Consider the following 24,538-nt stretch of genomic DNA (forward strand, 5'->3'; position numbering starts at 1 on the left):
CATCCACCAGGAGAATCAAGGTGCGCAAATATCATGTCATTCCGGACGGAAACGCGAGAGCGGCTCTCCGGCCATCCGGCCATACCAATCCGGACGAGAGCGGCGGCCGGGAGCGCGAATCCCCGGCGCCGGCGCCCGACACCAGGCCGGACAAGCCTTATCCGCCGGACAGCATTCCCAATCCGATGCCTGGAGTCAATCCGCAGCAGACACCCGGCATCGACGGCGTGCCCGCCGAAGAAAACCTGGGAGACTGCCTGCTTGCCTGGCCACGTACCGGCCGCTACGTTGAATGCGGGTTTCATCGGCCAAACGGCCGGTCCACGGAAACACTTTATTAACAAAACTTACGCAACGCTATGGCTAAGCCTTTGATTCTTCGCCGGATTACCTTGACTTGCAACGGCCCGGTGCTACTATGAATCGACTGCGGATTTATGGTGTCGCGCAATGAACCTGCGCAGTCGGCGTCGCGTTCATACTATTTAACTTTTATACAGGAGATACTATGAAATGGACCAAACCAGCATTTCGCGATCTGCGCTTCGGCTTTGAAATCACCATGTACATTGCCAATCGCTGACACGATACGCATGCCACCAACGACGCGGCGCTGGCGCAAGCTACCGCCGCGTAATTCATGATGAAAATCCTGGTTCTCGGATCGGCGGCGGGCGGCGGGTTTCCGCAATGGAACTGCAACTGCCCGAACTGCCAGGGCGTGCGCAAGGGCAGCATACGGGCTCACGCCCGCACACAGTCGTCCATCGCCGTGTCCAGCGACGGCGTCGATTGGATCCTCATCAACGCCTCGCCCGACATCCTGAGCCAGATCCGCGCGAATCCGGCCTTGCAGCCCGAGCGCGGGACGCGCGACACCGGCATACGCGCCGTCGTTCTCATGGACGCGCAAATCGACCATGTCACGGGCCTGCTCATGCTGCGCGAAGGCCGGCCCTTGCCACTGTACTGCACGGCGTCGGTATGGGACGACCTGTCCAACGGCCTGCCGCTGGCCAAGGTGCTGTCCCATTACTGCGGCCTGCTATGGCAGCCCCTGCCCGCCCATCGATCCGCGCACGAGCCCTGTATCCGGATTCCGGGCTTCGACGATATCGGTTTCACGCCCCTGAGCCTGAAAAGCAAGGCGCCGCCTTATTCGCCGAAGCGCGATACTCCGGGCGCCGACGACAACATCGGCCTGCTCATCGAGGACAGGACCACCGGTCGAAAACTGTTCTATGCCCCTGGACTCGCCGAAATAGAGCCGCATGTCGATGAAGCCATGCGCATGGCCGACTGTGTGCTGGTGGACGGCACATTATGGACGGAAGACGAAATGATACGGCTCGGGCTGTCCCGGAAAACCGCGTCCGACATGGGCCATCTGCCGCAATCGGGCCCCAATGGCATGATGGCCGCGCTGGACGCACTGGGTACGCGGCGCAAGATCCTCATCCACATCAACAACAGCAACCCCATACTGAATGAGGATTCGCAAGAAGCCTCGATACTGAAAAACCACGGCATTGAAACCGCCTTCGACGGGATGGAGATAAACCTGTGAATACACCCGCAGAGCCGCTGCGCCTGGCCGAGAACACCCCCTGGAATCGCCAGGAGTTCGAAGCGCAATTGCGCGCCAAAGGCGCCGGCTACCATATTCATCATCCCTTCAACGTGAAAATGAACGAGGGCCGGCTGCGCCCGGATCAGATACGCGCCTGGGTGGCCAATCGCTTTTACTACCAGATACGCATACCGCAAAAAGACGCCGCCATCATTGCCAACTGTCCCGACCGCGACACACGCCGCAAATGGGTGCGGCGCATCCTGGATCACGACGGCTACGACGGCCACGAGGGCGGCATCGAAGCCTGGGTCAGGCTGGGCGAGGCCACAGGCATACCGCGCGACGACCTGCTCTCGCTGAAGCTGCTGGTGCCGGGCGTGCGGTTTGCGGTCGATGCCTACGTCAACTTCGCCCGCCAGGCCCCCTGGCAGGAGGCGGTATGTTCGTCGCTGACTGAAATGTTCGCGCCGCAGATCCATAAGGATCGCCTCGCCAACTGGCCGCAGCACTATCCCTGGATACAGGCGGAAGGCCTGCATTATTTCCGCAGCCGCATCCCTCTGGCGGAGCGCGATGTGGAGCATGGCCTGCATGTCACGCTGGACTACTTCACCACGCGCCCGCAACAGATGCGCGCGCTGGAGATCCTGCAGTTCAAGCTCGACATACTCTGGACCATGCTCGATGCCATTGAAAAAGCCCATCCCTAGCCCCTTTGCCGGAGCCATTATGAATCCGCTGCCGCAAGCCCCTCAACTATCGACGCTGTTCCGGCTTCAGTGGGAAGAGGCGCAAAACAGCTATGTGCTGCTCTATCCGGAAGGCATGGTGCAGTTGAACTCCAGCGCGGCCGAAATCCTGAAGCGCTGCGACGGTGTGCGCGATGTTTCCGGCATCGTCGCCGATCTTGAAAGCGCCTTTTCCGAAAGCGGCCTGCGGCCCGACGTGGAAGAGTTCCTGCGCGCCGCGCTGGAACGAGGCTGGATACGCTGAATGGCCGAATCGACGTGAACGCCCTCTCCATGCCCCCCGCGATCGACCCTCCGCTTTGGCTGTTGGCGGAACTGACGTACAAATGCCCTCTGCATTGCGCGTTCTGCTACAACCCCACCAACTATGCGCAGAATCGGGACGAGCTGAGTACAGGCCAGTGGCTGGATGTGCTGCGACAGGCGCGGGCGCTGGGCGCGGCGCAACTGGGCTTTTCGGGCGGCGAACCGCTGCAGCGCGACGACCTGGAAGATCTGGTGGCCGAAGGGCACCGCCTGGGTTTCTACACCAACCTCATCACCTCCGGCGTGGGGCTGACCGAGACCCGGATCGCCCACATGAAGGAAGCCGGACTGGATCACATACAGCTGTCCTTTCAGGACTCGACCCGGGAAATGAACGATTTCCTGTCCAGCACCAAGACCTTCGACCTGAAAATGCGCGTCGCCGGCCTGATCAAGCAGTACGGCTATCCCATGGTGCTGAACGTGGTGCTGCACCGCTACAACCTGGACCACGTGGGCCGCATCATCGAGATGGCCGCCGCCATGAAAGTGGAATACCTGGAACTGGCCAATACCCAGTATTACGGCTGGGGCTTGGCGAACCGGGCGCTTCTGATGCCGACGCGCGAACAGCTGGCGCGGGCCGAAGCCACCGTCAATGCCTACCGCCGCGAGTTCGGACACAGCATGCGCATACTGTTTGTCGTTCCGGACTACTTCGAAACCAGGCCCAAGGCCTGTATGAACGGCTGGGGATCGGTTTTCCTGGGAATATCGCCGGACGGGACCGCCCTGCCCTGCCATGCGGCGCGGACCCTGCCGGACATCGAGTTTCCCAATGTAGCCACCGACAGCCTGCGCCACATCTGGTACGACAGCGATGCGTTCAACAAATACCGGGGCGATGCCTGGATGAAAGAGCCTTGCCGCGACTGCCCCGAGAAAACGAAAGACTTCGGCGGCTGCCGCTGCCAGGCTTATGCCTTGACCGGCGATGCAGCCAATGCGGATCCGGTATGCGATAAATCGCAGCATCACGACCTGGTCGAAGACGCCGTCCGGCAGGCTCAGGCGGCCAATGATTCAGCGCATGAACAGCCCCTGCTGTTTCGCAGCGATGCGAATTCGAAGCGATTCGCTGCGCCATCGCCGAAATCTTCAAGCCACGAGGTAAAAGCGGCCCACCAGGAATGACATGGCGGCTCCGCGACGCATCGCCATCGCCGAAATCTTTGCCCGTGTCATCGGCAACAAAAAACCCGCAGGACACGAATGGTCATGCGGGTTTCTGGTACTTCATCAGCCGTTGCGCAACGATCTGATTTCATGCTCTGGTGCCGACGGCGAGACTCGAACTCGCACAGCTTTCGCCACTACCCCCTCAAGATAGCGTGTCTACCAATTCCACCACGTCGGCTTGCAAAGACCGGTATTCTAGCATGAAATTTTCGTCCAACTTCCTGCCCGGCCGGCCTGCGCCGCATGCCTGCGGCTACCCTTATTTGCCTGCGGCGGGCGCAGGTTCAGCGGGGGTCTCGGGCGCGGCGGGAACGGCCGGCACTTCGGCCGACGCCGCAGGAGTCGGCTGCTCGGGCGCCGCGGCGGGCGCGGGTGCCGACGGCACCGCCGAGCCCGTCGGCGCCCCGGGCACCGAAGGCACGTCGGAGCCGACGGCGGGCGCCGGCTTGTCCTGGAAGCCTTGCATCACGCCGCCATCGATGATGGATTTCCCGCCGGGATGGTGAGCCACATAGGCCAGGCCGGCGGTCGACGCGAAGAAGACGATGGCCGCCCACTTGGTGGTGCGCGACAGGAAGTTGGCAGCGCCCGTGGCGCCGAAGAGGCTACCCGCGGAACCGCCGCCGAACGACGAGCCCATGTCGGCGCCCTTGCCTTGCTGCAGCAGGACCAGCACGATGATGCTCAACGAAGACAGAACCTGAATGGCCAGGAGGACAGGTGACAACCATTGCATGAAAAAACTCCGAGGCCTATGCGGCCGCTATACGTAAAAATTCTTCCGCCACCAGCGATGCACCGCCCACCAGGGCGCCATCGATATCGGGCATGGCAAACAAACTGGCGGCATTCGATGCCTTGACGCTGCCGCCGTACAGAACCCGAACCTGGGGCACGCCCAGTTCGGTCAGCCGCGCGCGGATGAAGGCATGCACTTCCTGGGCTTGATCGGGCGTGGCGGTGCGGCCGGTTCCAATCGCCCACACCGGCTCGTAAGCCAGCACCATGCGGGCAACCAGGGATGCTCCCAGGTCCAGCACCGGCGCCAACTGACGGGAAATGACATCCTTGGTCTGGCCGGCTTCCTGCTCGTCCAGCGTTTCACCGATGCAAACCACCGGTGTCAGCCCGGCATTCAATGCCGCCACAGCCTTGTCCGCCACCAGCTGATCGGTCTCGCCGTGCATGGCCCGCCGCTCGGAATGCCCGGCCAGCACCCATGCGCACCCAAAGTCGGCCAGCATCGCGGGAGCCACTTCGCCCGTATAGGCGCCCTGCTCGTGCGTGCTGACGTCTTGCGCGCCCCAGGATATGCCGCTGCCTTGAAGGCTGGCCGCGGCCTGCCCCAAATAGGGGAACGGAACGCAGACAGCCACATCGCAATTCGGCGCCGCGGAGACGCCCGCGCACAGCCCGTCAAGCAGCACCACGTTGGCAGCCTGATTGCCGTGCATTTTCCAGTTGCCCATCACAAGGCGTTTGCGAGTTCGTTCGCGACTTTGAGTATCCATCAAGGTATCTGCCCAAGGCCTGAATTAAAAAATTGGTTAACCCGGCATTGTAGCGTGTTAGGGCTCCATTCGCATAATCGGCTGGCCCGGCCGGGCGCGCGCCGCCACAGCCGGTGGGCCCCGCCCGATCAGCCGGTCCGCCTTATACCGTAAGAACGATTTTTCCGATCTGCTCGCCCGCATCCATCATGGCATGGGCGTCGCAGGCCCTGTCCAGAGGATAAGTGGCATGCACGATAGGCCGGATCTTGCCGGCCTCGAGCAGGGGCCAGACACGGGTCTTCAGCGATTCCGCAATTTGCGCCTTGAACGCCACCGGGCGCGGACGCAGCGTGGATCCGGTCACCGTCAGGCGGCGGCGCAAGATCTGGCTGCAATCGATATCGGCCTTGGCGCCGCCCAGCAAGGCGATGATGACGATACGGCCGTCATCGGCCAGGCAATTGATATTGCGGTTGATGTAGTCGCCCGCCACCATGTCCAGCACGACGTTCACACCCTTTCCGCCCGTGGCCTTCTTGACCTCTTCGACGTAATCCTGCGTACGATAATTGATGGCTTGAACCGCCCCGAGCGCCTCGACGGCGCGGGCGCGTTCGTCGCTGCCCACCGTGGCATAGACCTTGTGCCCCATGGCTGTGGCCAGCTGGACGGCTGTCGTGCCTATGCCGCTGGCCCCGCCATGCACCAGCAGCGACTCGCCCGCCGACAATTGCCCGCGGTCGAAGACATTGCTCCATACCGTATAGTAGGTTTCGGGCAGGCCGGCCGCCTCGACATCGGACAGGCCCTTGGGCACTGGCAGGCATTGCGCGGCGGGCGCCGTGCAGTACTCGGCATAGCCGCCGCCGGCCAGTAAAGCGCAGACCTTGTCGCCCACGGACAGGCCCGCCGAGCCGGCATCGCCCCCAACGATCTCACCCACGACTTCCAGTCCGGGAAGATCGGACGCGCCCGGCGGCGGCGGATAGTTCCCCTTGCGCTGAAATACATCGGGCCGGTTGATGCCGGCGGCGGACACCTTGATGAGCACTTCGCCGGCCTTGGGTTCCGGCATGGGGCGATCCACCATCACCAGCACTTCAGGACCACCGGGTTTGGAAATTTCCACCGCTTTCATAACAGCTCCTTGCAGGCCATTCAAAAGAAGCATTATCGCCTGTTAATCCGGCTTTTTTAAGGCGGCCTGGCCGGCCCGGCCCACAAGAGGCCTTACATGGGCTAAACTCACGTCCTTCTGAAAAGCCGATGAATCCACGATAAAATCGGACTTTCAGCATCCGGGCGCCGTCCCGGAAATGGAAGCGTGCCAGAGCGGTTGAATGGACTGGTCTTGAAAACCAGCGATGGGGCAACCCATCCGTGAGTTCGAATCTCACCGCTTCCGCCAGATTACAAGAGCTACCGGGCCTGACGCGAGCCGAAAGGCGCATCGCGGCCCCGCGCACCCATGGCGGAATTGGTAGACGCAAGAGACTTAAAATCTCTCGACCTCTGGTCGTGCCGGTTCGATTCCGGCTGGGTGCACCAATAAAATCCATAACTTCGAAGATTCCAGCGAGGTACAAAGCGACGTTGGTCCGCATTTGTTCCGCGCCGTGCTCCGCATTTTGCTCGACTCAATTCAAGGCGCGGGCAGATCCGGAATCAGCCTGCGGCCCAGGCTGACCGCCTCGTCCTGAACATAGCCCAAACCGCGATAGAACTCGATCACCTGCTTGTTGGAATTGCGGACAAGCAGGTTCACCTTCGGGCAACCGCGCGCCGTCAACAGGCGCTCGACCTCGAGCATCAACGCTTTGCCGTACGACAGCCGCCGAAAATCCGGGTCAACCGCCAAGTAGTAAACCCAACCCCGATGGCCATCGAAACCGGCCATGGCCGTGGCGACCAGCCTTTCATTTTCAGTACCGACAAGAAAGAGTTCCGGCTGCTCGGTAAGCTTGCGGGCGATGTCCCGGCGTGGATCATTCCAGGGCCTGATCAGGCCGCATGCATCCCAAAGGGCGATAACGGCGGATTCATCTTGAGTTTGATATGATCGAATTTTCATGGCTGTGGGCGTGTGCAGGCGGGCGGCACAATCATAGCTCAAGCTCCTCCGCCGGGCTGTGGCGGCCCGCTCCTGAATCGCCCGGCGAACCCGCCCTTTCCGAACATTCGATCTCCCTTGGAACACGGTATGCGACGACTCATGCTTCTACGTCACGCCGAAGCCGCCAGGCCGGAAGGCGTTGGCGACCACGACCGTCCTCTCTCGCCTCATGGACGCAGGCAAGGCGCCGAAATGGGGAAATTCCTGGCCAGGCAGGAGCCGGCGCCCGATCTGGTTTTGGTGTCGACGGCGCAACGCACGCAAGAAACCTGGGCGCTTGTACCAGACGCGGCCCGGCACGGCTCCGGCCGGCGCGATGAACCGCGCCTTTACGAAGCCAGCCTGGAAGGCCTTGTCGAATTAATCAGGGAAACGCCGCCTGCCGTAGACACCTTGCTCCTTGTCGGGCACAACCCGGGATTCGAGCAATTGACCCAAAGCCTTGCCCGCACAGGCCGCCCGGCCGCATTGTCGCGGCTGCAGCGCGGATACCCCACTGCCGGGCTGGCGATCATCGATTTCCCCATGGACGACTGGGCTGCCGCAAAGGCAGGCAGCGGCTATCTGGAACGCTTCGAGTCGCTGGCGACCATCAGCCAGTAAAGCCCGGCAGTGCGGCGCGCCGCAGCACCGCTCGCACAAACATAAAGTCGTTTTCATGTACCGCCGGCCCTGACTTCGGGCTTTGGCCAAGGCAATGTGCGCTACGAATGGCGCCGCAAAGACGACCCTTCCCACATTTTTTCTTTTCAACCCATACCTTTTAAGCTTATCATAATGATAATCATTATCATTCCATAAAAAGGGAAGAAAAACTGTGGCTATCAAGAACCTGCCATCCCACACCCTGCTGGGATCGTCGCTGGCGCTCGCGCTGGCATCCTCGGGCACCTTCATGCCCGCCCATGCGCAAAATGCCCCTCAATCCGCGACGATGCTGTCGCCGGTGAAAGTAACCGGCTCTGTAGACAACAGCTACCAGGCTCCCGAAGCGGCGCAGGCAAAATTCACCGCGCCCCTTCTGGATACACCGAAGACAGTGCAGGTCATTCCCCAGGCAGTGATGCAGGACAGCGCGGCGACATCCCTGCAGGATGTGCTGCGCAACGTTCCCGGCATCACCTTCGGTGCTGGAGAAGGCGGTCAGCCGCTGGCGGACCGCCCCTTCATCCGGGGCAGCGCCTCGGGCAACAACGTGTATGTGGACGGCCTGCGCGACCCGGGCGGCCAGACCCGTGAGATCTTCAACCTGGAAAGCGTCGAGGTCATCAAGGGCGCCGACTCGGCATACGGCGGGCGTGGCTCGGGCGGCGGCAGCATCAATCTTTCAAGCAAGCGTGCCAAGCTGGGCAATTTTGCCGAAGGCAACCTGGGCTACGGCACCGACGGCTATCTGCGCGGCACGGCCGATGGCAACTGGCAGTTCAACGACCATTCCGCCTTCCGCCTGAATGTCCTGGGCGCGAAAGGCAACACCCCCGGCCGCAATCAGGTCGACTACAAGAAATTCGGTATCGCGCCTTCGCTGTCGCTGGGCCTTGGCACACCCACCCGGGTAACGCTCAGCTATTATCATCTGGATACCGACGGCATGCCCGACTACGGCGTTCCGACTACACGCAAAGCGCCGGAACTGAATACGAACGGGACCGGCATACTGGATGTCAGCCGGGACACCTTCTACGGCCTGTACGACCGTGACTATCAGAAGACCCGGGCCGATATCGGGACAGTGGAAATCGAGCACGACCTGGCCGACCGGCTGACCTTGCGCAATGCCACCCGATATGGTGAAACGCTCAACGACTATGTCGTGACGAATCCGGGCGACGGAACCGTGAAATTCGATCCTGGAACCAATCAATACTGGCTGCAGCGCGGAACCAAGTCGCGCTGGCAGAAAAGCACGATGATAAGCAACGTGACGGAGCTTTACGGAAAACTGGACACCGGTTCCATCAAGCATAGCTTCAACCTGGGCGTGGAGTTCTCACGCGAAACGAACAAGAATGCCAGCTATAACGTAAGCACCGATCGGGGCACGGCGTGCCCGGCCATCTTCGGCGCCGGGAAGCTCGACTGCACGCCCTATCTGAACCCAAATCCAAGCGACCCCTGGTCGGGCTCCATCACGCGCCAGCCGCTCAGCCTGGATTCAACGTCCACGACCCGCGCGGCCTATCTGTTCGACACCATCGAGCTTTCAGAACAATTCCTGGTCAACGCCGGCGTACGCCTGGACAACTACCGCATATCGGGCGACTTCTCGCAGCGCGGCTCAACCGGGATGCTTTCCGAAAGCGGCAGCTGGAATATGTTCAACTACCAGTTGGGCTTGGTCTACAAGCCCACCAAGAACGGCAGCGTATACCTGTCGTACGCGACCGCATCCACGCCGCCCAGCGTCAGCGGCGGAGACCAGGAAGGCTTGAGCGCGGGCATGGCCGATCTCAAGCCGGAGAAAAGCGCCACGCTGGAACTGGGCACCAAGTGGAATGTGCTGAACGAGCGACTCAGCCTGACGGCGGCAATCTTTCAGAATGACAGGCGGGACGCGCAGATCGAAGTCGAGCCGGACCTGTTCGCGCAAGCCGGGCACACCCGTGTGCGCGGCCTGGAACTGGGCGTGTCGGGCGAAGTACTGCCCGGCTGGAATCTATACGGCGGCTACACCTACATGGCCAGCAAGCTGATCCAAGGCGCCTACGATGGCGTCAACGAAGGCGATCCCTTAGCCAATACGCCCAAGCACAGCTTCAGCCTGTGGTCCACCTACAAGATACTGCCGCCCCTCACCGTAGGCGCGGGTGCCTATTACGTCGGCAAGACCTTCGGCGGCAACCAGGGCGGTGCCGGCGGCGGGGCCGATGCGGTCTATATGCCGGCATACTGGCGCTTCGATGCGATGGCGGCCTACCAGGTCAACAAGAACCTGGCGTTCCAGCTGAATGCCTTGAATGTGACCGACAAGAAATATTATTCGCGCACGAACGGCGTGCATCATGCCGACTTCGGCCCCGGCCGGCAGGTCATCCTGAGCGCCAACCTGCGCTACTAAAAGCAATACCGAAGGCTGTCAACGATAGGCCGCATGCTTCACAAGAGCATGCGGCCTATCCGCGTTCGGAATCCCGCCAAACGAAAGGCAAAAAACGCTAGACGTCCGACCACTTGCGCAGCAGGTTGTGATAGATGCCGGTGAGCTCATCGATGGACGTGTGCCCCGGGTGATCTTTCAGCACACGCTGGATGGCCACGTCCATCTGCAGCAGCAGCGCCCGTTCGCTGTCCTCGCGAACCAGGCTTTGTATCCAGAAAAATGCGCTGACGCGCCTGCCCCGGGTAACCGGGTTGACCTTGTGCAAGCTGGTTCCGGGATAGAGCACGGCGCTGCCCGCGGGCAGCTTGACCTCATGCCTGCCGAACGTGTCTTCAACGACCAGCTCACCTCCGGCATAAGTGTCGGGCTCCGAAAAAAACAGAGTCATCGATAAATCCGTACGCACTCTTTCCTGGGTACCCTTGATGGGGCGTATGGCATTGTCGATATGGAAGCCGAACGACTCACCGCCTTCATACAGGTTGAACAAAGGAGGGAATATCTTCCGCGGCAAGGCCGCCGACATGAAGACATTGCTGGCGGTAAGCCGCTCGATGATCTGGTTTCCCAGTTCACGTCCCAGGGGGTGATCTTCAGGCAGTTGCCGGTTGTTCTTGACCTTTCCCGATCGATAGCCCGCCGTCACCTTTCCGTCCACCCAGTCGGACTGCTCCAGTTGCTGCCGTATCGCCTGGGCTTCCTGCAGGTTGAACAAATCCGGTATCTCGATAAGCATAAAAATAGTCGCTGAAAAGGTTGATGCGCGCCGCAGCAAGGATTGCGTACAGGCGATCGTCATGGAATAACAATAACGATAATGATAATAATTATCATCATTAATGTACAATCACCGGTATACGTGTGATCGATGTGATTTTGTCGGAAAAATGGCTCTCTCCTCCTCCCAACGCCGTTCCTATTGGCTGAAGACCTTGCACCAATGGCATTGGATGAGCGCGGCGATAAGCCTGGTGAGCCTGGTGCTGTTTTCGGCAACCGGCTTGACCCTGAACAATGCCGGCTGGATAGAGGCCGCGCCACAGACCATCAACAAGACATTGACACTGCCGCAAGATCTGCTTGCCCTGCTGAATGCCCCGGCGGGCGGGACAAGGCAAAAGCAGACGCTGGCCGCCCCGGTCGAAGCATGGCTGGACCGCGAGCTCGATATCCGGATCAACGAGCGGCCTGCGGAGTTCTCGGCCGATGAAGTCTACCTTTCCATGCCGGAACCCGGCGCGGACGCCTGGCTTTCCATCCAGACCGCCAGCGGCGATATCGAGTATGAGCGCAGCAGCCGCGGCTGGATCGCCTACTTCAACGACCTGCATAAAGGCCGCCATGCCGGGATGGCCTGGAGCTGGTTCATCGACTTTTTCGCGCTCGCATGCCTGATCTTCGCCTTGACCGGGCTCTTCCTGGTCAAGCTTGATGCGGGCAACCGCCCCGCCTCATGGCCTCTTCTGAGCTTGGGCATGGTCCTGCCCTTCGTAATAATCCTTCTGTTCGTCCACGGATGACAACCATGAAACACATTCTGAAACCCCTGCTGGCGCTGGCATTGTCCAGCGTCCTGGGCACTCGCGCCCAAGCCGCCGACATGACGCTCAAGGTCGCCATTCCGCGCATAGACACCGCGGAATACCATCGTCCTTATGTGGCGATCTGGCTGGAGGACGGACAAAAGAAGATCGTGCAGGACATCGCGATCTGGTATGAACAAGACAAGCCGCAGAATGAAGGTCGGAAATGGCTCAAGGACCTGCGCCAATGGTGGCGCGTAAGCGGCCGCAACCAGGACCGGCCGGCGGACGGCATCAGTGGCGCAACGCGGCCAGTGGGCACGCAGACCTTGAATCTTCAGGGCCAGGACGAGCGCCTGTCCAGGCTGCCTCCCGGCGACTACCAGCTGGTCGTGGAAGCGGCGCGCGAGAAAGGCGGCCGCGAACTTGTCCGCCTGCCGCTGGCATGGCCGCCCGCACAGCCCGCGAGCCATGAAGCCAGCGGAGATCACGAGCTGGGAAAAATCCAAATCAGCCTTACTCCCTGACCCCGTTTCCCCGGCACTTCACACCCCCTATCCAACGGAGCATAGACTCATGATGAAACAGCTTGCCCTGCCTTTGCTGGCTTTCTCCCTGCTGCTTAGCCCCTTTGCCAACGCGCATGATGCATGGATTCTTCCTTCAGCCACCACCCTGTCCGGAGAAAAGGCCTGGATCACGGTGGATGCCGCAGCGGGTAATGACAAGTTCTACTTCAACCATCGCCCCCTGAATCTGAACGGATTGCAGATCGTCAGTCCCCGCGGTGCCAGCCTGAAAGGCGAAAATGTCTTCAGCGGCGAACTGCGCAGCGGCTTTGACCTGCAACTGACCGAAACCGGCACGTACCGGATCGCGCTGGTGCGCAGCGGCGTTTCCGCGCAGTGGAAGCAGGACGGTAAGCCCAAGCGGTGGTTCGGACCTTCCGGTGAATTTGCCGGAAACGTGCCGCAGGATGCAAGCGGACTGAAAGTGCAGGAGCGCTCCAGCCGGATCGAGACCTTTGTCACCAAGGGCAAGCCCAGCTCCATTTCCGACGTCAAGGAAGGCATCGGCTTGCTGCCTGTCACCCATCCAAATGATCTGTTCGTCGGCGAGCCTGCGCAATTCATCATGACCGTGGACGGGCGGCCGGCCAAGCAGGCCAAAGTCCATATCGTGCCCGAAGGCAGCCGCTATCGCGACGAATTGAACGCAATCGAACTGACAGCCGACGACGCGGGCAAGATCGAGGTCACCTGGCCTCACGCCGGCCGCTACTGGCTGTCCATGGAGGCTTCCGGCCCCGCAACCGACGCCGCGCCCGCCGGAACCCGAAGCCGCCAGATGTCCTACTCGGCCACCCTGGAAGTCCTTCCCCAGTAAATGCCGTGAACGCCATTGGAAGCCGGCGTTGCCGGCAGATGTCCGAAAGCCCGGAACAGTGATTCCAACCCGCCCTTATCGAACGCTGAGCGGCCTTACCATGGGCACGACCTGGACCGTCAAGCTGTGCGAGCCGGACGCCATCGCGCCGGAAACGCTCGAGGCGGTCATCCAGGCCGTGCTTGGGCGCATTACGGAACAGATGAGCACCTGGAAACCCGATAGCGCCATCAGCCTTCTGAATCGGGCGGAACGTGGCTGGTACCGGCTGCCCGATGAACTGTTCCACGTGCTGAGCCACGCCCTGGAGCTGGCGCGCGATACCGAAGGCGCCTATGACCCGACACTGGGAAAATTGGCCGGCCTATGGGGCTTCGGCCCCGCAGGCGCGCTCAACATCCTACCGGGCGCCGGCGATGTGGCCGACGCGATGGCGCAAGCAGGCTGGCGGCGCACCGGAGTGAACGCGCCGCACTGCGCCATCTGGCAGCCGGGCGGCCTGGAGTTCGATCTGTCCTCGATCGGCAAGGGCTACGGCGTGGACCAGATCGCCGCCGTGCTCGACCGCCACCGGATCGAACATTACCTGGTCGAAGTCGGAGGCGAATTGAAAGCCCGGGGAAGCAATGAAGAGCACATGCCGTGGAGTGTGTCCATTGAAGTTCCCGAACCCGCCGATCTTTCCGAATCGGCGCCCAGGCCGCCTGGCCTGCCAATCTCTCTCGTTGACGGCTCTATCGCCACGTCGGGCGACTATCGCCGCTACTTCGATCACGGCGGCAAGCGCTACGCCCATACGCTGGATCCGGCAACGGGGCATCCGGTGACGCATCGTCTGGCTTCCGTCAGCGTCCTGGATCCGCAATGCATGGCGGCTGATGCGCTTGCCACGGCGCTGTTCAGCATGGGCCCGGTGCAGGGCCCGGAATATGCCCGCCGCCGCGGCATCCCCGCACTGTTCATGCATCGCGATGCCGGCGACCTGGCCCTGGAATGGACCGGCGAGTTCGAAGCCCTGGCCGGCGGCAATGCGAACACGCCATGAATCCATCGAACTTGAATCTCTTCCTTGCGGCCGTCATGGTCTGCGCCTGGCTCGGGCTGGTTTGGAAAACCGTGAGGCAGTCGCGATCCGCGCGCATTCGGCCGAGGCCGGAAGAAGGTCGGATCGTGGTGGCCTATGCCAGCCAGACCGGAACGGCCAGGGAGATCGCCGAGCGCACGGTGGCTGCCCTGGGCCGGGAACGCGCCGCCCTGTTGCCCATGTCGCAGCTCAGCCCTCGCCAGCTGCTCGACTATGGCTGCGTGGTGTTCGTGGTCAGCACCTACGGGGAAGGAGATCCGCCTGATCCCGCTCAGAGTTTCTACCGGCAGGCCTGCGCGTCCGACGCGCTCCGCCTGGACCACCTCGAGACGGCGGTGCTGGCCCTGGGGGACAGCGGCTACCGCCATTATTGCGGCTTTGGCCAGGCATTGGGAAGCTGGCTCGAGCGGCGCGGCGCCACCCTGCTCTTCCGGCCGGTACTGGCGGACAAATGCGATCCGGCCGCCTTGCGTTCCTGGAGCGACTCCCTGGATCGGCACTTCCAGACGGTGTCAGACGTGGAGAGGCACTATGCGGATTGGCGACTGGCCGCACGGCGGCATATCAACCCCGGCAGCATGGGCGGCGCGTGCTACGAACTGAGCTTCGTGCCCGCAGGCGGAGTCCCGCCGGTCTGGCAGGCCGGCGACATCGCCGAAGTTGCCATCGGCCCATACGGCCTGCACAGGGAATATTCGATCGCCTCCATCCCCGCCGAGGGCAGCCTGAAGCTGCTGCTGCGGCAGCGCCGCGACGCCGATGGCCGCATCGGCATAGGCAGCCGCTGGCTGACGGAAGAACTCGAGCCTGGCGGGATCGCACAGGTGCACATACGTGAGAATGCCTCGTTCCATGCCCCCGCCCGAGCCTTGCCCGCCATTCTGATCGGCAACGGCACCGGCATCGCGGGCCTGCGCAGCTTGCTGAAGTTCCGCCTTGAACAGGGCCATCATGAAAACTGGCTGATATTCGGCGAGCGGCAACGCGCTTGCGATTTCCACTATGAGGATGAGCTGGAAGCCTGGCTGGCGCAAGAACGGCTGGCCCGTCTGGACCTGGCTTTTTCCCGCGACCAGGCGTCCAGACGCTACGTTCATCATATCCTGGCGGAGGCCCAGACGGCCATCAGGGAATGGGTGGCGCGGGGCGCGCTCATCTATGTGTGCGGCAGCAAGAACGGCATGGCAGGCGATGTGGACGGAGCCCTGAAGGAAATACTCGGCCAGCAGGCTTATGCCGGCCTGCTCGAACGGCAGGGCTATCGGCGGGACGTATACTGAAATCCGACGGATCAGGCATTGAAAACGCCCCCGGGCGGGGGCGTTTTCGGTACTGCTTTGTCTTGGCCCGGATGCTCGAAAGCACTCGGAGCCCGTAAAAGCGGCCGCCGGGGCCGCCTTCCAGCCTTGCTGTTATGCCTCGGGCTGTGCCACGGGCGCTTGCGGGCCGCCCTGGGCTTCGATGCCGCCGATGGCCTTCATGGACAAGCGCAAACGGCCCTTGTCGTCGGCTTCGATGACCTTGATGCGAACCATCTGACCCACCTTCAACACGTCGTTGATGTTGGCGATGCGGTAGTTGGCGATCTCGGAAATATGCAGCAAGCCGTCGCGGCCGGGCAAGACCTGGACGATGGCGCCGAAATCCAGCAGGCGCAGCACGGGGCCTTCGTACTCCTGGCCCACTTCCACGTCGGCCGTCAATTCCTTGATGCGGCGCTCGGCTTCGCGGGCCTTGTCCAGGTCGGCGCTGGAAATGGTGATGGTGCCGTCGTCGCCGATGTCGATCTGCGTGCCGGTTTCCTCGGTCAGCGCACGGATGGTGGCGCCACCCTTGCCGATGACGTCGCGGATCTTCTCGGGATTGATCTTGACGCTGAGCATGCGCGGCGCGAACTCGGACAGTTCAGTGCGCGAACCCTCGATGGCTTCCTTCATCTTGCCCAGGATGTGCAAGCGGCCTTCCTTGGCCTGAGCCAGGGCGACCTGCATGATTTCCTTGGTGATGCCCTGGATCTTGATATCCATTTGCAAGGCGGTGATGCCCTGCACGGTGCCGGCCACCTTGAAGTCCATGTCGCCCAGGTGATCTTCGTCGCCCAGGATGTCGGTAAGGACCGCGAACTTGCCGCCGTCCTTGATCAGGCCCATGGCGACACCGGCCACGTGATCCTTGACGGGCACGCCGGCGTCCATCATGGCCAGCGAGCCGCCGCACACGGATGCCATGGAGGACGAACCGTTGGATTCGGTGATTTCCGACACGACGCGTATGGTGTACTGGAAGTCCTGCGCTTCGGGCAGGGACGAAATCAGTGCGCGCTTGGCAAGGCGGCCGTGGCCGATTTCACGGCGCTTGGGCGAACCGAAGCGGCCGGTTTCACCGGTGGCGAACGGCGGGAAGTTGTAATGCAGCATGAAGCGGTCGCGATGCTCGCCCATGATGGAGTCGATGATCTGCTCGTCCTGCTTGGTGCCCAGGGTGGCCACGACCAGGGCCTGGGTTTCGCCGCGCGTGAACAGGGCGCTGCCGTGAGCGCGGGGCAATACGCCCAGGCTGACGCTGATGGGGCGCACGGTGCGCGTGTCGCGGCCGTCGATGCGGGGTTCGCCATTCAGGATCTGGCCGCGGACGATCTTGGCTTCCAGGTCGAACAGCATGTTTTCGACTTCGACGCTGTCAGGAGCGGCCTCGCCCTTGGCGGCGGCATGCTCGGCCAGCTTTTCCTTGACGCTGGCATAGGCTTCGCGCAGCTTGGCGGTGCGGGCCTGCTTTTCACGGATCTGATAGGCGGCCTGCAGGCTTTCCTGGGCGGCGGACGCCACGGCGGTTGCCAGCGCTTCGTTCTTGGCTGCGGGCTGCCAGTCCCATTCGGGCTTGCCGGCTTCGGCGACCAGATCGTGGATGGCGTTGATGGCGGCCTGCATCTGCTCGTGGCCGAACACGACACCACCCAGCATGACCTCTTCGGACAGGTTCTGGGCTTCGGATTCGACCATCAGCACGGCGGCTTCGGTGCCGGCGACGACCAGGTCCATCTGCGAGGCCTTGATCTGGCTGGAGGTGGGGTTAAGCACATACTGGCCGTCGATGTAGCCCACCCGCGCGGCGCCGATGGGGCCGTCGAAGGGGATGCCCGAGATGGCCAGCGCGGCCGAAGCGCCGATCATGGCGGCGATATCGGGATCGATTTCAGGATTGACCGAAACCGTATGCAGGATGACCTGGACTTCGTTGTAGAAGCCTTCCGGGAACAAAGGACGCAATGGGCGATCGATCAGGCGCGAGGTCAGGATTTCCTTTTCCGAAGGACGGCCTTCGCGCTTGAAGAAGCCGCCGGGAATGCGGCCGGCGGCATAGGTTTTTTCTACGTAATCGACGGTCAGCGGGAAGAAATCCTGGCCGGGCTTGGCGGTCTTGGCCCCGACGACGGTCGCCAGGACAACGGTATCGTCGATCGAAACCAGTACGGCGCCGGAGGCCTGGCGAGCAATCTCGCCGGTTTCCAGGACCACCGTGTGCTGACCGTACTGAAACGACTTGCTCACTTTATTAAACATTACGGAATATCCTTACAATAAAAAAAACCGTGTACACCGCGATTCTGGTCGCAGTGTGCACGGTTGCATCGTGGGGAGCCAGCCCCGGGTATCACTTACGCAGACCGAGCTTTTCGATGAGCGAGCGGTACGAATCGGGATTGCGGCCCTTCAGGTAATCGAGCAGTTTGCGGCGACGGCTCACCATGCGCAGCAGGCCACGACGCGAGTGGTGGTCTTTCATGTGCGCCTTGAAGTGACCGGTAAGCTCATTGATGCGTGCCGTAAGCAACGCCACCTGGACTTCGGGGGAGCCGGTATCGCCTTGCGCACGTTGGTATTGTGCAACGATGTCGGATTTTTTGATGTCAGCAACAGACATTATTCAGCCTCTTTAACAAGCGTCAGGGCCGAGGTGCCCTGACGTGCAGTGATTAACAAATTACAATCGAATAAAGCATTTGCTTTGGGCGCAAATTCAAGCTTTTGGCAAGATGCGCGTCGATGCGCGGCCCAAAGAAGTCAGCATTATACCGGAAAAAGGCCTACCGCCATGAATACCGTCACCGCAGTACATTACGCAAAGCTGATCGGCGCCGCCACCGGACTTGTTTTTCTGGCAGCGTGCGCGAACATGGCCAACACGCCGCCCGGAACGCCCCTGGCCCAGGTCGAAGCCGAATATGGGCGGCCCGGCTTTTCCTGCCCCGCCGAAGGCGGCGGCCAGCGTTTCATCTGGAGCCAGCAGCCCTATGGGCAATATGCCTGGGGAACCAACGTCGACAGCGCGGGCAATACCGACAGCATCGAGCCCTTGCTGACCGACAAGCACTTCAGCCTGCTGTCTTCGGGCACCTGGACGCCCGAGCGGGTACGCTGCGAGTTCGGACCGCCCGCCGAAATCAGCACGGTGGGGCTGCCCTCATCCACGCAAATCGTCTGGAGCTACCGCTATCGGCAAGCCGGCGCCTGGAATTCGCTTATGCATGTGTACTTTGGCTCGGACGGGGAAAAGGTCACCCGCTTCCATCCGGGCCCCGACCCCATGTACGACCGCGACAGCGATTGGTTTTTTTGACGCGGAACGGCAAGGCCGGTAGGCCCGCTTACTGATCGGGCTTGTTCGGCGGCGAATCGTGCCTGTCGGTTTGCCCGCCCAGCTCGGGAGACTGGAAGGTGTGGGTGGCGCTGAACGAGTGCTCCGCAGCGGCCGCGGCGTCGTCGGTCGTGCCGCTGACGCCCTCATGCCGCATGCGGTTCAGCTGGCGGGCACGGCGCCAGCGCCACAGCATGATGAACCAGCCCGACAGGCCATAAACCACGAACAGGCCGAACAGCACGATGGGCGGATCGCTGGAGACGAACACGAATCCGGCGACGACCAGCAAAATGACCCAGAACGGCACGCTGCGCCCCAGGGCGAAGGTTTTTCCGCTGTAGAACGGCGCATTGGTGACCATGGCGATGCCCGCGTACACGGTGAACACGAAGGCCACCCAGGCGATCGTGTGGCTTTCCAGCAGCAGCTTGTTGTCGACCGCCAGCCAGACGAAGCCGGCCACCAGGGCCGCCGCGGCCGGGCTGGGCAGGCCCTGGAAGAAACGCTTGTCGACCACGCCGATGTTGGTGTTGAAACGCGCCAGGCGCAATGCCGCGCCCACCACATAGATGAAGGCGGCCAGCCAGCCCCAACGGCCCAGTCCCTGCAAGGTCCATTCGTACATGACCAGCGCCGGCGCGATGCCGAACGAGGCCATGTCGGACAGTGAATCGTATTGCTCGCCGAACGCCGACTGGGTGTTGGTCAGGCGGGCGACCCGCCCGTCCATGCCGTCGAAGATCATGGCCACGAAAATGGCGATGGCTGCGACGTCGAAACGCCCGTTCATTGCCTGCACGACGGCATAGAAGCCTGAAAACAGATTGGCGGTGGTGAATGCGTTTGGCAGCAGGTAGATGCTGCGCCGTCGATGGGATTCGTCGGAATTTGGCATGGCTGTTACTCGCTTGAGGCGGCGGTGGCGCTATCGGGTAGCTCGGCCAGGACCGTGCTGGTGGCCTGGACCTTGTCGCCTATGGCCACGCGCGGACGCGCGCCCAGAGGCAGGTATACATCGACTCGCGACCCGAAACGGATGAAGCCGTAGCGCTGGCCTGCATAAAGCCGCTCGCCCGGTTTCGTATAGCAAAGTATACGCTTGGCCACTAGCCCGGCCACTTGAACGGCGGTGACCACGTGGCCATGGGGCGTATGCAGCACCGTCGCGTTGCGCTCGTTTTCCAGCGAAGCCTTGTCGAGCGCCGCGTTGAAGAATTGTCCTGCGAAGTAATTGACCGCCTGGACCGTTCCGTCGACCGGAGAGCGGTTGGAGTGAACGTTGAAGACGTTCATGAATACGCTGATTTTCAGCGCGTCGCGATCCGCATAGGCATCGCGCACCTCTTCCACGGCGACCACCCTGCCGTCGGCGGGCGACAGGACGTTGAACTCGCCTTCCGGCGCGACCCTCGCGGGGTCGCGAAAAAACTGCAGGACAAAAATCGAGAGCAGCCAGAAGGGGATCGACGCGACGCCCGACCAGAAGCTGACAAGAATCGACACCAGCACGATGCCGGCCAGGAAAGGCCAGCCTTCGCGCGCGATAATGGGATGGGGGTAAGGAGGTTTATTCATCGTAAGACGAAGAATAACCGAAATAAAGGCTGTTTTTGCATTTTTGCGGCGCTGTTCTAGCCGAAAACCACCAAGGGCTTCAAGGGTTGCCGGGGATGCTCCATGACGTGGACTTCGACCCCGTAGACCTTGCGCAGATTCTCACGAGTCAAGACCTCCATAGGCTTGCCGCAGGCAAATACCCTGCCCTGCGACAGCAGGGCAATACGATCGCTCCACAAGGCGGCAAGGTTCACGTCATGCAGCACCAGCATTATTCCTATCCGCTCGGTTTGCGCCAGCTCGTTCAAGGTCTTCAGCAAGGCCTGCTGGTGCAGCGGATCAAGGCTGGCCGTGGGCTCATCCAGCAACATATAGCGTCCTTGGGGATCGGCCCGCCTTTCGGCCAGCACCTGCACCAATACGCGTGCGAACTGCACCCTTTGCTGCTCGCCGCCGGACAGCTCCAGATAGCGGCGGCCCGCCAGATGCGCGGTGTCGGCCCGCTCCAGCGCCGCGCGCGACAATGCCCGCAAATCATGCGCGGACAGTCCCTTGAATGGGTATGCTCCCATGGCCACCACTTCGGACACATCCAGATCAAAGCTCAGGCCCGGCTTCTGCGGCAGCACGGCGCGCGAAAGGGCCTGCCTGGCCAGGCTCATGTCCGATAACGATATGCCATTGAGGCTTGCCGCGCCCTCCGGATGCAAGCCGTCTTCGGGCTTGAGTTCGCCGGCAAGCACCGACAGGAAGGTCGACTTGCCGGCGCCGTTGGCCCCCAGAAGACTGACGACTTCGCCCGGCTGAAAGCGCAGCGAAGCGCCATCCAGGACCATGCGATGGCGGCGCGCCACCTTGACATCGACTGCGCCGAAATCTTCCTGCATTCGAGTCATCCGACCTCCTTCAGATGGGCTTGCCGCGCCCGCGCAGCAGCATCCAGAAGAAGAATGGGCCGCCGACCAGGCTGGTTACCAGGCCTATGGGCAGCTCCGCCGGACTGACCATGATCCGCGACATCCAGTCCGCCAGGGTGAGGACCAGTGCTCCGGCGACGACGGAGGCCGGCATCAAATAGCGGTGATGGGCGCCCAGCAGCATGCGCACGACATGCGGAACCACCAGGCCGATGAAGCCTATGCCTCCGGTGACGGCTACCAGCGGTCCCACGATCAAGGCGATGACGCAGATCAGGCGCCGCCGCACGGCGGAGAGCGCGAAGCCCAAGTGGGCCGCCTCGCGGTCGCCCAGCAGCAAGGCGTTCAGCACCCTCCACTGGCGGCATAGGTAAACCAGCAGCGCCATCGTCCAGGGCCCCAGCCACATCAAGGTGCGCCAGTCGGCCGCCGCCAGGCTGCCCAGGCTCCAGAAGGTCAGGTCGCGAAGCTGGACATCGCTGGCCAGATAGGTGAGTATGCCGATCCCGCTGGCCGCCATGGTATTGATGGCGATGCCGGCCAGCAGCAGTCCCGCCGAGCCCTGGTAGCCGCTGCCTACGGAATAAGCAAGGAATGTGGCGGCCAGGCTGCCCAGGAAGGCCGCCGCCGCAATGATGAAAAAGCCGCCCGAAGTCATGACGATGGCAGAGACAGCACCCAGCGCCGCGCCCATCGTGATGCCCACCAGGCCGGGTTCGGCAAGCGGATTGCGAAACAAGGCCTGCATGGTCACGCCGGCCGCGGCAAGGGCAGCCCCCGCCACCGAGCTGAACAGCACCCGGGGCAGACGGATCTGCACCAGCACATTATGCATGAGCGCTTCGGCGGGAACGATATCGCCCCACAGCAGGCGCGGCAGGCTGGACCAGGGAATGGATACCGCGCCGCCGGCGCTGGCGACCAGCGCCGCCAACGCCAGGCAGCAGGCCAGCATGGCCAGTACGGGCTGCGGAGCCAGTTTTCCCGAATCGGATAGCAAACGCATGGCGGCTGCGGCTATTTCGCCGCTTCCTTCAGTTCATGTATGGCCTGGCCCACACGGGGGCCCAGACCAAGGATCAGCAGATCGTCCATCGCCAGGACACGGCCTTCACGGGCGGCGGGCGTCGAAGCGATGCCGGCGCCGGACCTGAACTTTTCCATGCCGCCGCTTGCATCCAGGGAAGCCCTGGAGATGACGATCAGCTCGGGACTCAAAGCGGCCAGGCCTTCGGCCGAGATGGGCTTGTAGCCTTGCTGAGATTCAAGGACGTTCTTCAGGCCCGCAAGGGTCAGGACGGCATCCGCCGCCGTGCCGCTCCCAGCCGCCATCAACGGGCCAGTGCGATTCAGCAACACCAAGGCCCGGCGCGATGGAGCGGCTTGAGCCTGAGCCGCCTGAACCTCCGCACGCACCTGGGCGATCAGTTTCTCGCCTTCCCCGGGCACGCGCAAGCGGCCGGCGATCTGTTCGATGCGCTTGTACAGCGACTCGATGGAGGGAGCATCCGACACGACATCCACCTCGATGCCCAACTGGCTCAGGCGCTGCAACGTTTTTTGCGGCCCCGCATTCTCGGATGCCAGCACCAGATCGGGGCGCATGGCGATCACGCCTTCGATCGGAACGCTGCGGTAATACCCCACGCGTGGCAGCTTCAAGGCCGCGGGCGGATGTATGCTGGACTGATCGCCGGCCACCAGCCGCCCTTCCTGGCCCAGGTCGTAGACGATTTCGGTTACGCTGCCGCCCAGCACCACAACCCGTTCCGGCTGGGCCTGGGCCTGCTGGCCCAGACCCAGGCTCAGCGATAGGCACAAGGCCGCAAGACACGCGCGCATGCCCTTAGGCCGCCAATGGCAGCGGACAATACCCCACCAGCAATTCACGCCAACTGGCAAGTTCCGGAACGCCCGGCTTGCGCGCCCCGAAGAACTGCACAATCATGTCGCCGTTCTCCGCAAAGCATTCCAGGGAGGTCACCCAGCCGTCTTTCGACGGTTTGTTGACGACCCAGGTGGATACGATGGCTGTCGTGTCCAGATGCAGATTGAAATGGGGCTCGAGGACATTGAACCAGGGTCCCATGCGCATCAGCTTCTTCACCGGCCCCGAGTGAATCTGGATCATCCCGCGATTGCCCACGAAACACATGAACGGGATATCGCGTTCGGCGACATCCCGCAGCATGCGCTCGGCCAGGTCGTTGGAGACTTCCTGAGCCAGGTCCGCACCCACCGCCCGTAAGGCGGTCAGGCGCGCTACCTTGTGCTTTTGCAGCAGGCTGTGGAATTCATGGGTATCCTTCATGGACAACCAGTCGCTGCGCAGCGCCGGCGTCGCCTGGGTCACCGCCGAGTCTTCCGGCGCGGCGGCCTCTTGAACCGCAGGCCACGGCTCAGCCCCTTCCGCGTACTTTTCCACCAGGGCTTGATACGCCGCCGTATCGCTTTCGTCGGTGACATAGACCTTGTGAATGGCCGCCCCCGCTCCATCGAAGAACTGGATGCTGAGGCGACCGCCGTCATTCACGGCCCAGGTGGTCTTCCAGTCGCCGAAGAACATGCGCAAGTCGATGTCGGGACCCAGGACTATTCCCATCGTCTTGCCCGCACGTATCTCTTCGTACCGGCCGTGGCGCTCATGCACGCACCATTCGTTGCGCGTCAGCGCCATGACGCGGCCCAGGCTGCCCAGTTCCTTGAAGATATCCTGGGCCGGTCCGCGCAGCGGCGTGGACCGGATATCGCCGCAGTTCGCGGCCACCAGTTCCACCTCGGAAACCGACATTTTCTGCGCCAGATTCCGTATGCGCGCCTTCGGATTTTCATCCTTCAGTCGAGCATAGCGCTCGCGCAGGGATTTGGAGATCTCTTCAATTGCCAGAGTCATGACTGCTGTGTTCCTTGCTTGTAGTTC

Annotated in this window: 27 protein-coding genes and 3 tRNA genes; 16 read left to right on the forward strand and 14 right to left on the reverse strand. The window is 62.2% G+C overall.

Annotated elements, in window-relative coordinates; all coding sequences use genetic code 11:
- The first annotated feature begins 20 nt into the window (after window positions 1-20).
- The 6 genes from OEG81_RS12515 (at window position 21) to pqqE (ending at window position 3,762) form a co-directional block, all read left to right on the forward strand.
- The gene (locus tag OEG81_RS12515) at window positions 21-341 is read left to right on the forward strand and encodes a hypothetical protein (RefSeq protein WP_264129592.1); all 321 of its coding nucleotides are present in this window, start codon (window positions 21-23) and stop codon (window positions 339-341) included.
- Window positions 342-508: 167 nt separating this feature from the next.
- Entirely contained in the window at window positions 509-583 is a 75-nt protein-coding gene (pqqA, locus tag OEG81_RS12520) for a pyrroloquinoline quinone precursor peptide PqqA (RefSeq protein WP_264132587.1), read from the forward strand.
- Window positions 584-643: 60 nt separating this feature from the next.
- The gene (gene pqqB / locus OEG81_RS12525; RefSeq protein ID WP_264132588.1) at window positions 644-1,567 is read left to right on the forward strand and encodes a pyrroloquinoline quinone biosynthesis protein PqqB; all 924 of its coding nucleotides are present in this window, start codon (window positions 644-646) and stop codon (window positions 1,565-1,567) included.
- Window positions 1,564-2,283, forward strand: a complete 720-nt coding sequence (gene pqqC, locus OEG81_RS12530; protein ID WP_264129593.1) for a pyrroloquinoline-quinone synthase PqqC — start codon at window positions 1,564-1,566, stop codon at window positions 2,281-2,283. The genes pqqB and pqqC overlap by 4 nt, the downstream gene beginning before the upstream one ends.
- A gap of 19 nt (window positions 2,284-2,302) precedes the next feature.
- A complete protein-coding gene (gene pqqD, locus OEG81_RS12535) occupies window positions 2,303-2,566 on the forward strand; it encodes a pyrroloquinoline quinone biosynthesis peptide chaperone PqqD (RefSeq protein WP_264129594.1) in 264 nt (87 codons plus the stop codon).
- A gap of 29 nt (window positions 2,567-2,595) precedes the next feature.
- Window positions 2,596-3,762, forward strand: coding sequence for a pyrroloquinoline quinone biosynthesis protein PqqE (gene pqqE / locus OEG81_RS12540; protein WP_264132589.1), 1,167 nt, complete (start codon window positions 2,596-2,598; stop codon window positions 3,760-3,762).
- A gap of 138 nt (window positions 3,763-3,900) precedes the next feature.
- On the opposite strand, the gene OEG81_RS12545 is transcribed toward pqqE, so the two are convergent.
- The 4 genes from OEG81_RS12545 to OEG81_RS12560 form a co-directional block, all read right to left on the reverse strand.
- Window positions 3,901-3,985 (reverse strand) — tRNA-Leu (locus OEG81_RS12545).
- An 81-nt stretch (window positions 3,986-4,066) separates the two neighbouring features.
- Complete coding sequence (gene secG / locus OEG81_RS12550; protein ID WP_264129595.1) at window positions 4,067-4,543, reverse strand: preprotein translocase subunit SecG; 477 nt, start codon at window positions 4,541-4,543, stop codon at window positions 4,067-4,069.
- A gap of 16 nt (window positions 4,544-4,559) precedes the next feature.
- Window positions 4,560-5,318 (reverse strand): triose-phosphate isomerase, encoded by a 759-nt coding sequence (tpiA, locus tag OEG81_RS12555; protein WP_264129596.1) that lies wholly within the window; start codon window positions 5,316-5,318, stop codon window positions 4,560-4,562.
- Window positions 5,319-5,460: 142 nt separating this feature from the next.
- Window positions 5,461-6,438 (reverse strand): NAD(P)H-quinone oxidoreductase, encoded by a 978-nt coding sequence (locus OEG81_RS12560; protein WP_264129597.1) that lies wholly within the window; start codon window positions 6,436-6,438, stop codon window positions 5,461-5,463.
- Between the two features lie 180 nt (window positions 6,439-6,618).
- Here OEG81_RS12560 and OEG81_RS12565 point away from each other — a divergent pair.
- Window positions 6,619-6,708: transfer RNA gene (locus OEG81_RS12565), tRNA-Ser, on the forward strand.
- A 54-nt stretch (window positions 6,709-6,762) separates the two neighbouring features.
- Window positions 6,763-6,848, forward strand: a tRNA-Leu gene (locus tag OEG81_RS12570).
- 94 nt (window positions 6,849-6,942) lie between these two features.
- Here OEG81_RS12570 and OEG81_RS12575 read toward each other — a convergent pair.
- Window positions 6,943-7,371 carry a GNAT family acetyltransferase gene (locus OEG81_RS12575; RefSeq protein WP_264129598.1) on the reverse strand — a complete coding sequence of 143 codons (429 nt, stop codon included), beginning with the start codon at window positions 7,369-7,371 and terminating at the stop codon, window positions 6,943-6,945.
- A gap of 141 nt (window positions 7,372-7,512) precedes the next feature.
- Here OEG81_RS12575 and OEG81_RS12580 point away from each other — a divergent pair, with 141 nt between their 5' ends.
- Together OEG81_RS12580 and OEG81_RS12585 are read left to right on the forward strand one after the other, a co-directional pair.
- A complete protein-coding gene (locus OEG81_RS12580) occupies window positions 7,513-8,016 on the forward strand; it encodes a SixA phosphatase family protein (protein WP_264129599.1) in 504 nt (167 codons plus the stop codon).
- A 214-nt stretch (window positions 8,017-8,230) separates the two neighbouring features.
- On the forward strand, window positions 8,231-10,471 hold the full coding sequence (locus tag OEG81_RS12585) for a TonB-dependent receptor (RefSeq protein WP_264129600.1): 2,241 nt from the start codon (window positions 8,231-8,233) through the stop codon (window positions 10,469-10,471).
- A 97-nt stretch (window positions 10,472-10,568) separates the two neighbouring features.
- Here the strand turns inward: OEG81_RS12585 and OEG81_RS12590 are convergent, their stop codons facing one another.
- The gene (locus tag OEG81_RS12590; RefSeq protein WP_264129601.1) at window positions 10,569-11,249 is read right to left on the reverse strand and encodes a Fe2+-dependent dioxygenase; all 681 of its coding nucleotides are present in this window, start codon (window positions 11,247-11,249) and stop codon (window positions 10,569-10,571) included.
- Between the two features lie 151 nt (window positions 11,250-11,400).
- Here OEG81_RS12590 and OEG81_RS12595 point away from each other — a divergent pair, with 151 nt between their 5' ends.
- From OEG81_RS12595 to OEG81_RS12615, 5 genes are all read left to right on the forward strand, one after another.
- Window positions 11,401-12,033, forward strand: a complete 633-nt coding sequence (locus tag OEG81_RS12595) for a PepSY-associated TM helix domain-containing protein (protein ID WP_264129602.1) — start codon at window positions 11,401-11,403, stop codon at window positions 12,031-12,033.
- A 14-nt stretch (window positions 12,034-12,047) separates the two neighbouring features.
- The gene (locus OEG81_RS12600; protein WP_264132590.1) at window positions 12,048-12,563 is read left to right on the forward strand and encodes a DUF2271 domain-containing protein; all 516 of its coding nucleotides are present in this window, start codon (window positions 12,048-12,050) and stop codon (window positions 12,561-12,563) included.
- Between the two features lie 49 nt (window positions 12,564-12,612).
- Window positions 12,613-13,422: a DUF4198 domain-containing protein gene (locus tag OEG81_RS12605; protein ID WP_264129603.1), complete on the forward strand. Its 810-nt coding sequence runs from the start codon at window positions 12,613-12,615 to the stop codon at window positions 13,420-13,422.
- A 100-nt stretch (window positions 13,423-13,522) separates the two neighbouring features.
- Window positions 13,523-14,467 carry an FAD:protein FMN transferase gene (locus OEG81_RS12610; protein ID WP_264129604.1) on the forward strand — a complete coding sequence of 315 codons (945 nt, stop codon included), beginning with the start codon at window positions 13,523-13,525 and terminating at the stop codon, window positions 14,465-14,467.
- Window positions 14,464-15,786, forward strand: a complete 1,323-nt coding sequence (locus OEG81_RS12615) for a sulfite reductase subunit alpha (protein ID WP_264129605.1) — start codon at window positions 14,464-14,466, stop codon at window positions 15,784-15,786. The genes OEG81_RS12610 and OEG81_RS12615 overlap by 4 nt, the downstream gene beginning before the upstream one ends.
- A gap of 132 nt (window positions 15,787-15,918) precedes the next feature.
- Here the strand turns inward: OEG81_RS12615 and pnp are convergent, their stop codons facing one another.
- Both pnp and rpsO read right to left on the reverse strand, forming a co-directional pair.
- Window positions 15,919-18,066: a polyribonucleotide nucleotidyltransferase gene (gene pnp / locus OEG81_RS12620; RefSeq protein WP_264129606.1), complete on the reverse strand. Its 2,148-nt coding sequence runs from the start codon at window positions 18,064-18,066 to the stop codon at window positions 15,919-15,921.
- Between the two features lie 91 nt (window positions 18,067-18,157).
- A complete protein-coding gene (rpsO, locus tag OEG81_RS12625; protein WP_073105838.1) occupies window positions 18,158-18,427 on the reverse strand; it encodes a 30S ribosomal protein S15 in 270 nt (89 codons plus the stop codon).
- Window positions 18,428-18,598: 171 nt separating this feature from the next.
- Between rpsO and OEG81_RS12630 the strand changes: the two genes are divergently transcribed.
- Complete coding sequence (locus OEG81_RS12630; RefSeq protein WP_412034065.1) at window positions 18,599-19,123, forward strand: hypothetical protein; 525 nt, start codon at window positions 18,599-18,601, stop codon at window positions 19,121-19,123.
- Window positions 19,124-19,151: 28 nt separating this feature from the next.
- Here the strand turns inward: OEG81_RS12630 and pssA are convergent, their stop codons facing one another.
- The 6 genes from pssA to OEG81_RS12660 all read right to left on the reverse strand — a co-directional run bounded on the left by pssA (window position 19,152) and on the right by OEG81_RS12660 (window position 24,511).
- The gene (gene pssA, locus OEG81_RS12635; RefSeq protein WP_264129607.1) at window positions 19,152-20,039 is read right to left on the reverse strand and encodes a CDP-diacylglycerol--serine O-phosphatidyltransferase; all 888 of its coding nucleotides are present in this window, start codon (window positions 20,037-20,039) and stop codon (window positions 19,152-19,154) included.
- A gap of 5 nt (window positions 20,040-20,044) precedes the next feature.
- On the reverse strand, window positions 20,045-20,719 hold the full coding sequence (locus OEG81_RS12640) for a phosphatidylserine decarboxylase (protein ID WP_264129608.1): 675 nt from the start codon (window positions 20,717-20,719) through the stop codon (window positions 20,045-20,047).
- A 56-nt stretch (window positions 20,720-20,775) separates the two neighbouring features.
- Window positions 20,776-21,597: a heme ABC transporter ATP-binding protein gene (locus OEG81_RS12645; RefSeq protein WP_264129609.1), complete on the reverse strand. Its 822-nt coding sequence runs from the start codon at window positions 21,595-21,597 to the stop codon at window positions 20,776-20,778.
- Window positions 21,598-21,607: 10 nt separating this feature from the next.
- Window positions 21,608-22,573 (reverse strand): FecCD family ABC transporter permease, encoded by a 966-nt coding sequence (locus tag OEG81_RS12650; protein ID WP_264132593.1) that lies wholly within the window; start codon window positions 22,571-22,573, stop codon window positions 21,608-21,610.
- Window positions 22,574-22,635: 62 nt separating this feature from the next.
- Complete coding sequence (locus OEG81_RS12655) at window positions 22,636-23,460, reverse strand: heme/hemin ABC transporter substrate-binding protein (protein WP_264129610.1); 825 nt, start codon at window positions 23,458-23,460, stop codon at window positions 22,636-22,638.
- Window positions 23,461-23,464: 4 nt separating this feature from the next.
- Complete coding sequence (locus tag OEG81_RS12660; RefSeq protein ID WP_264129611.1) at window positions 23,465-24,511, reverse strand: hemin-degrading factor; 1,047 nt, start codon at window positions 24,509-24,511, stop codon at window positions 23,465-23,467.
- Window positions 24,512-24,538 lie beyond the last annotated feature (27 nt).

This window comes from Pollutimonas sp. M17 (assembly GCF_025836975.1).
Lineage (GTDB): Bacteria > Pseudomonadota > Gammaproteobacteria > Burkholderiales > Burkholderiaceae_B.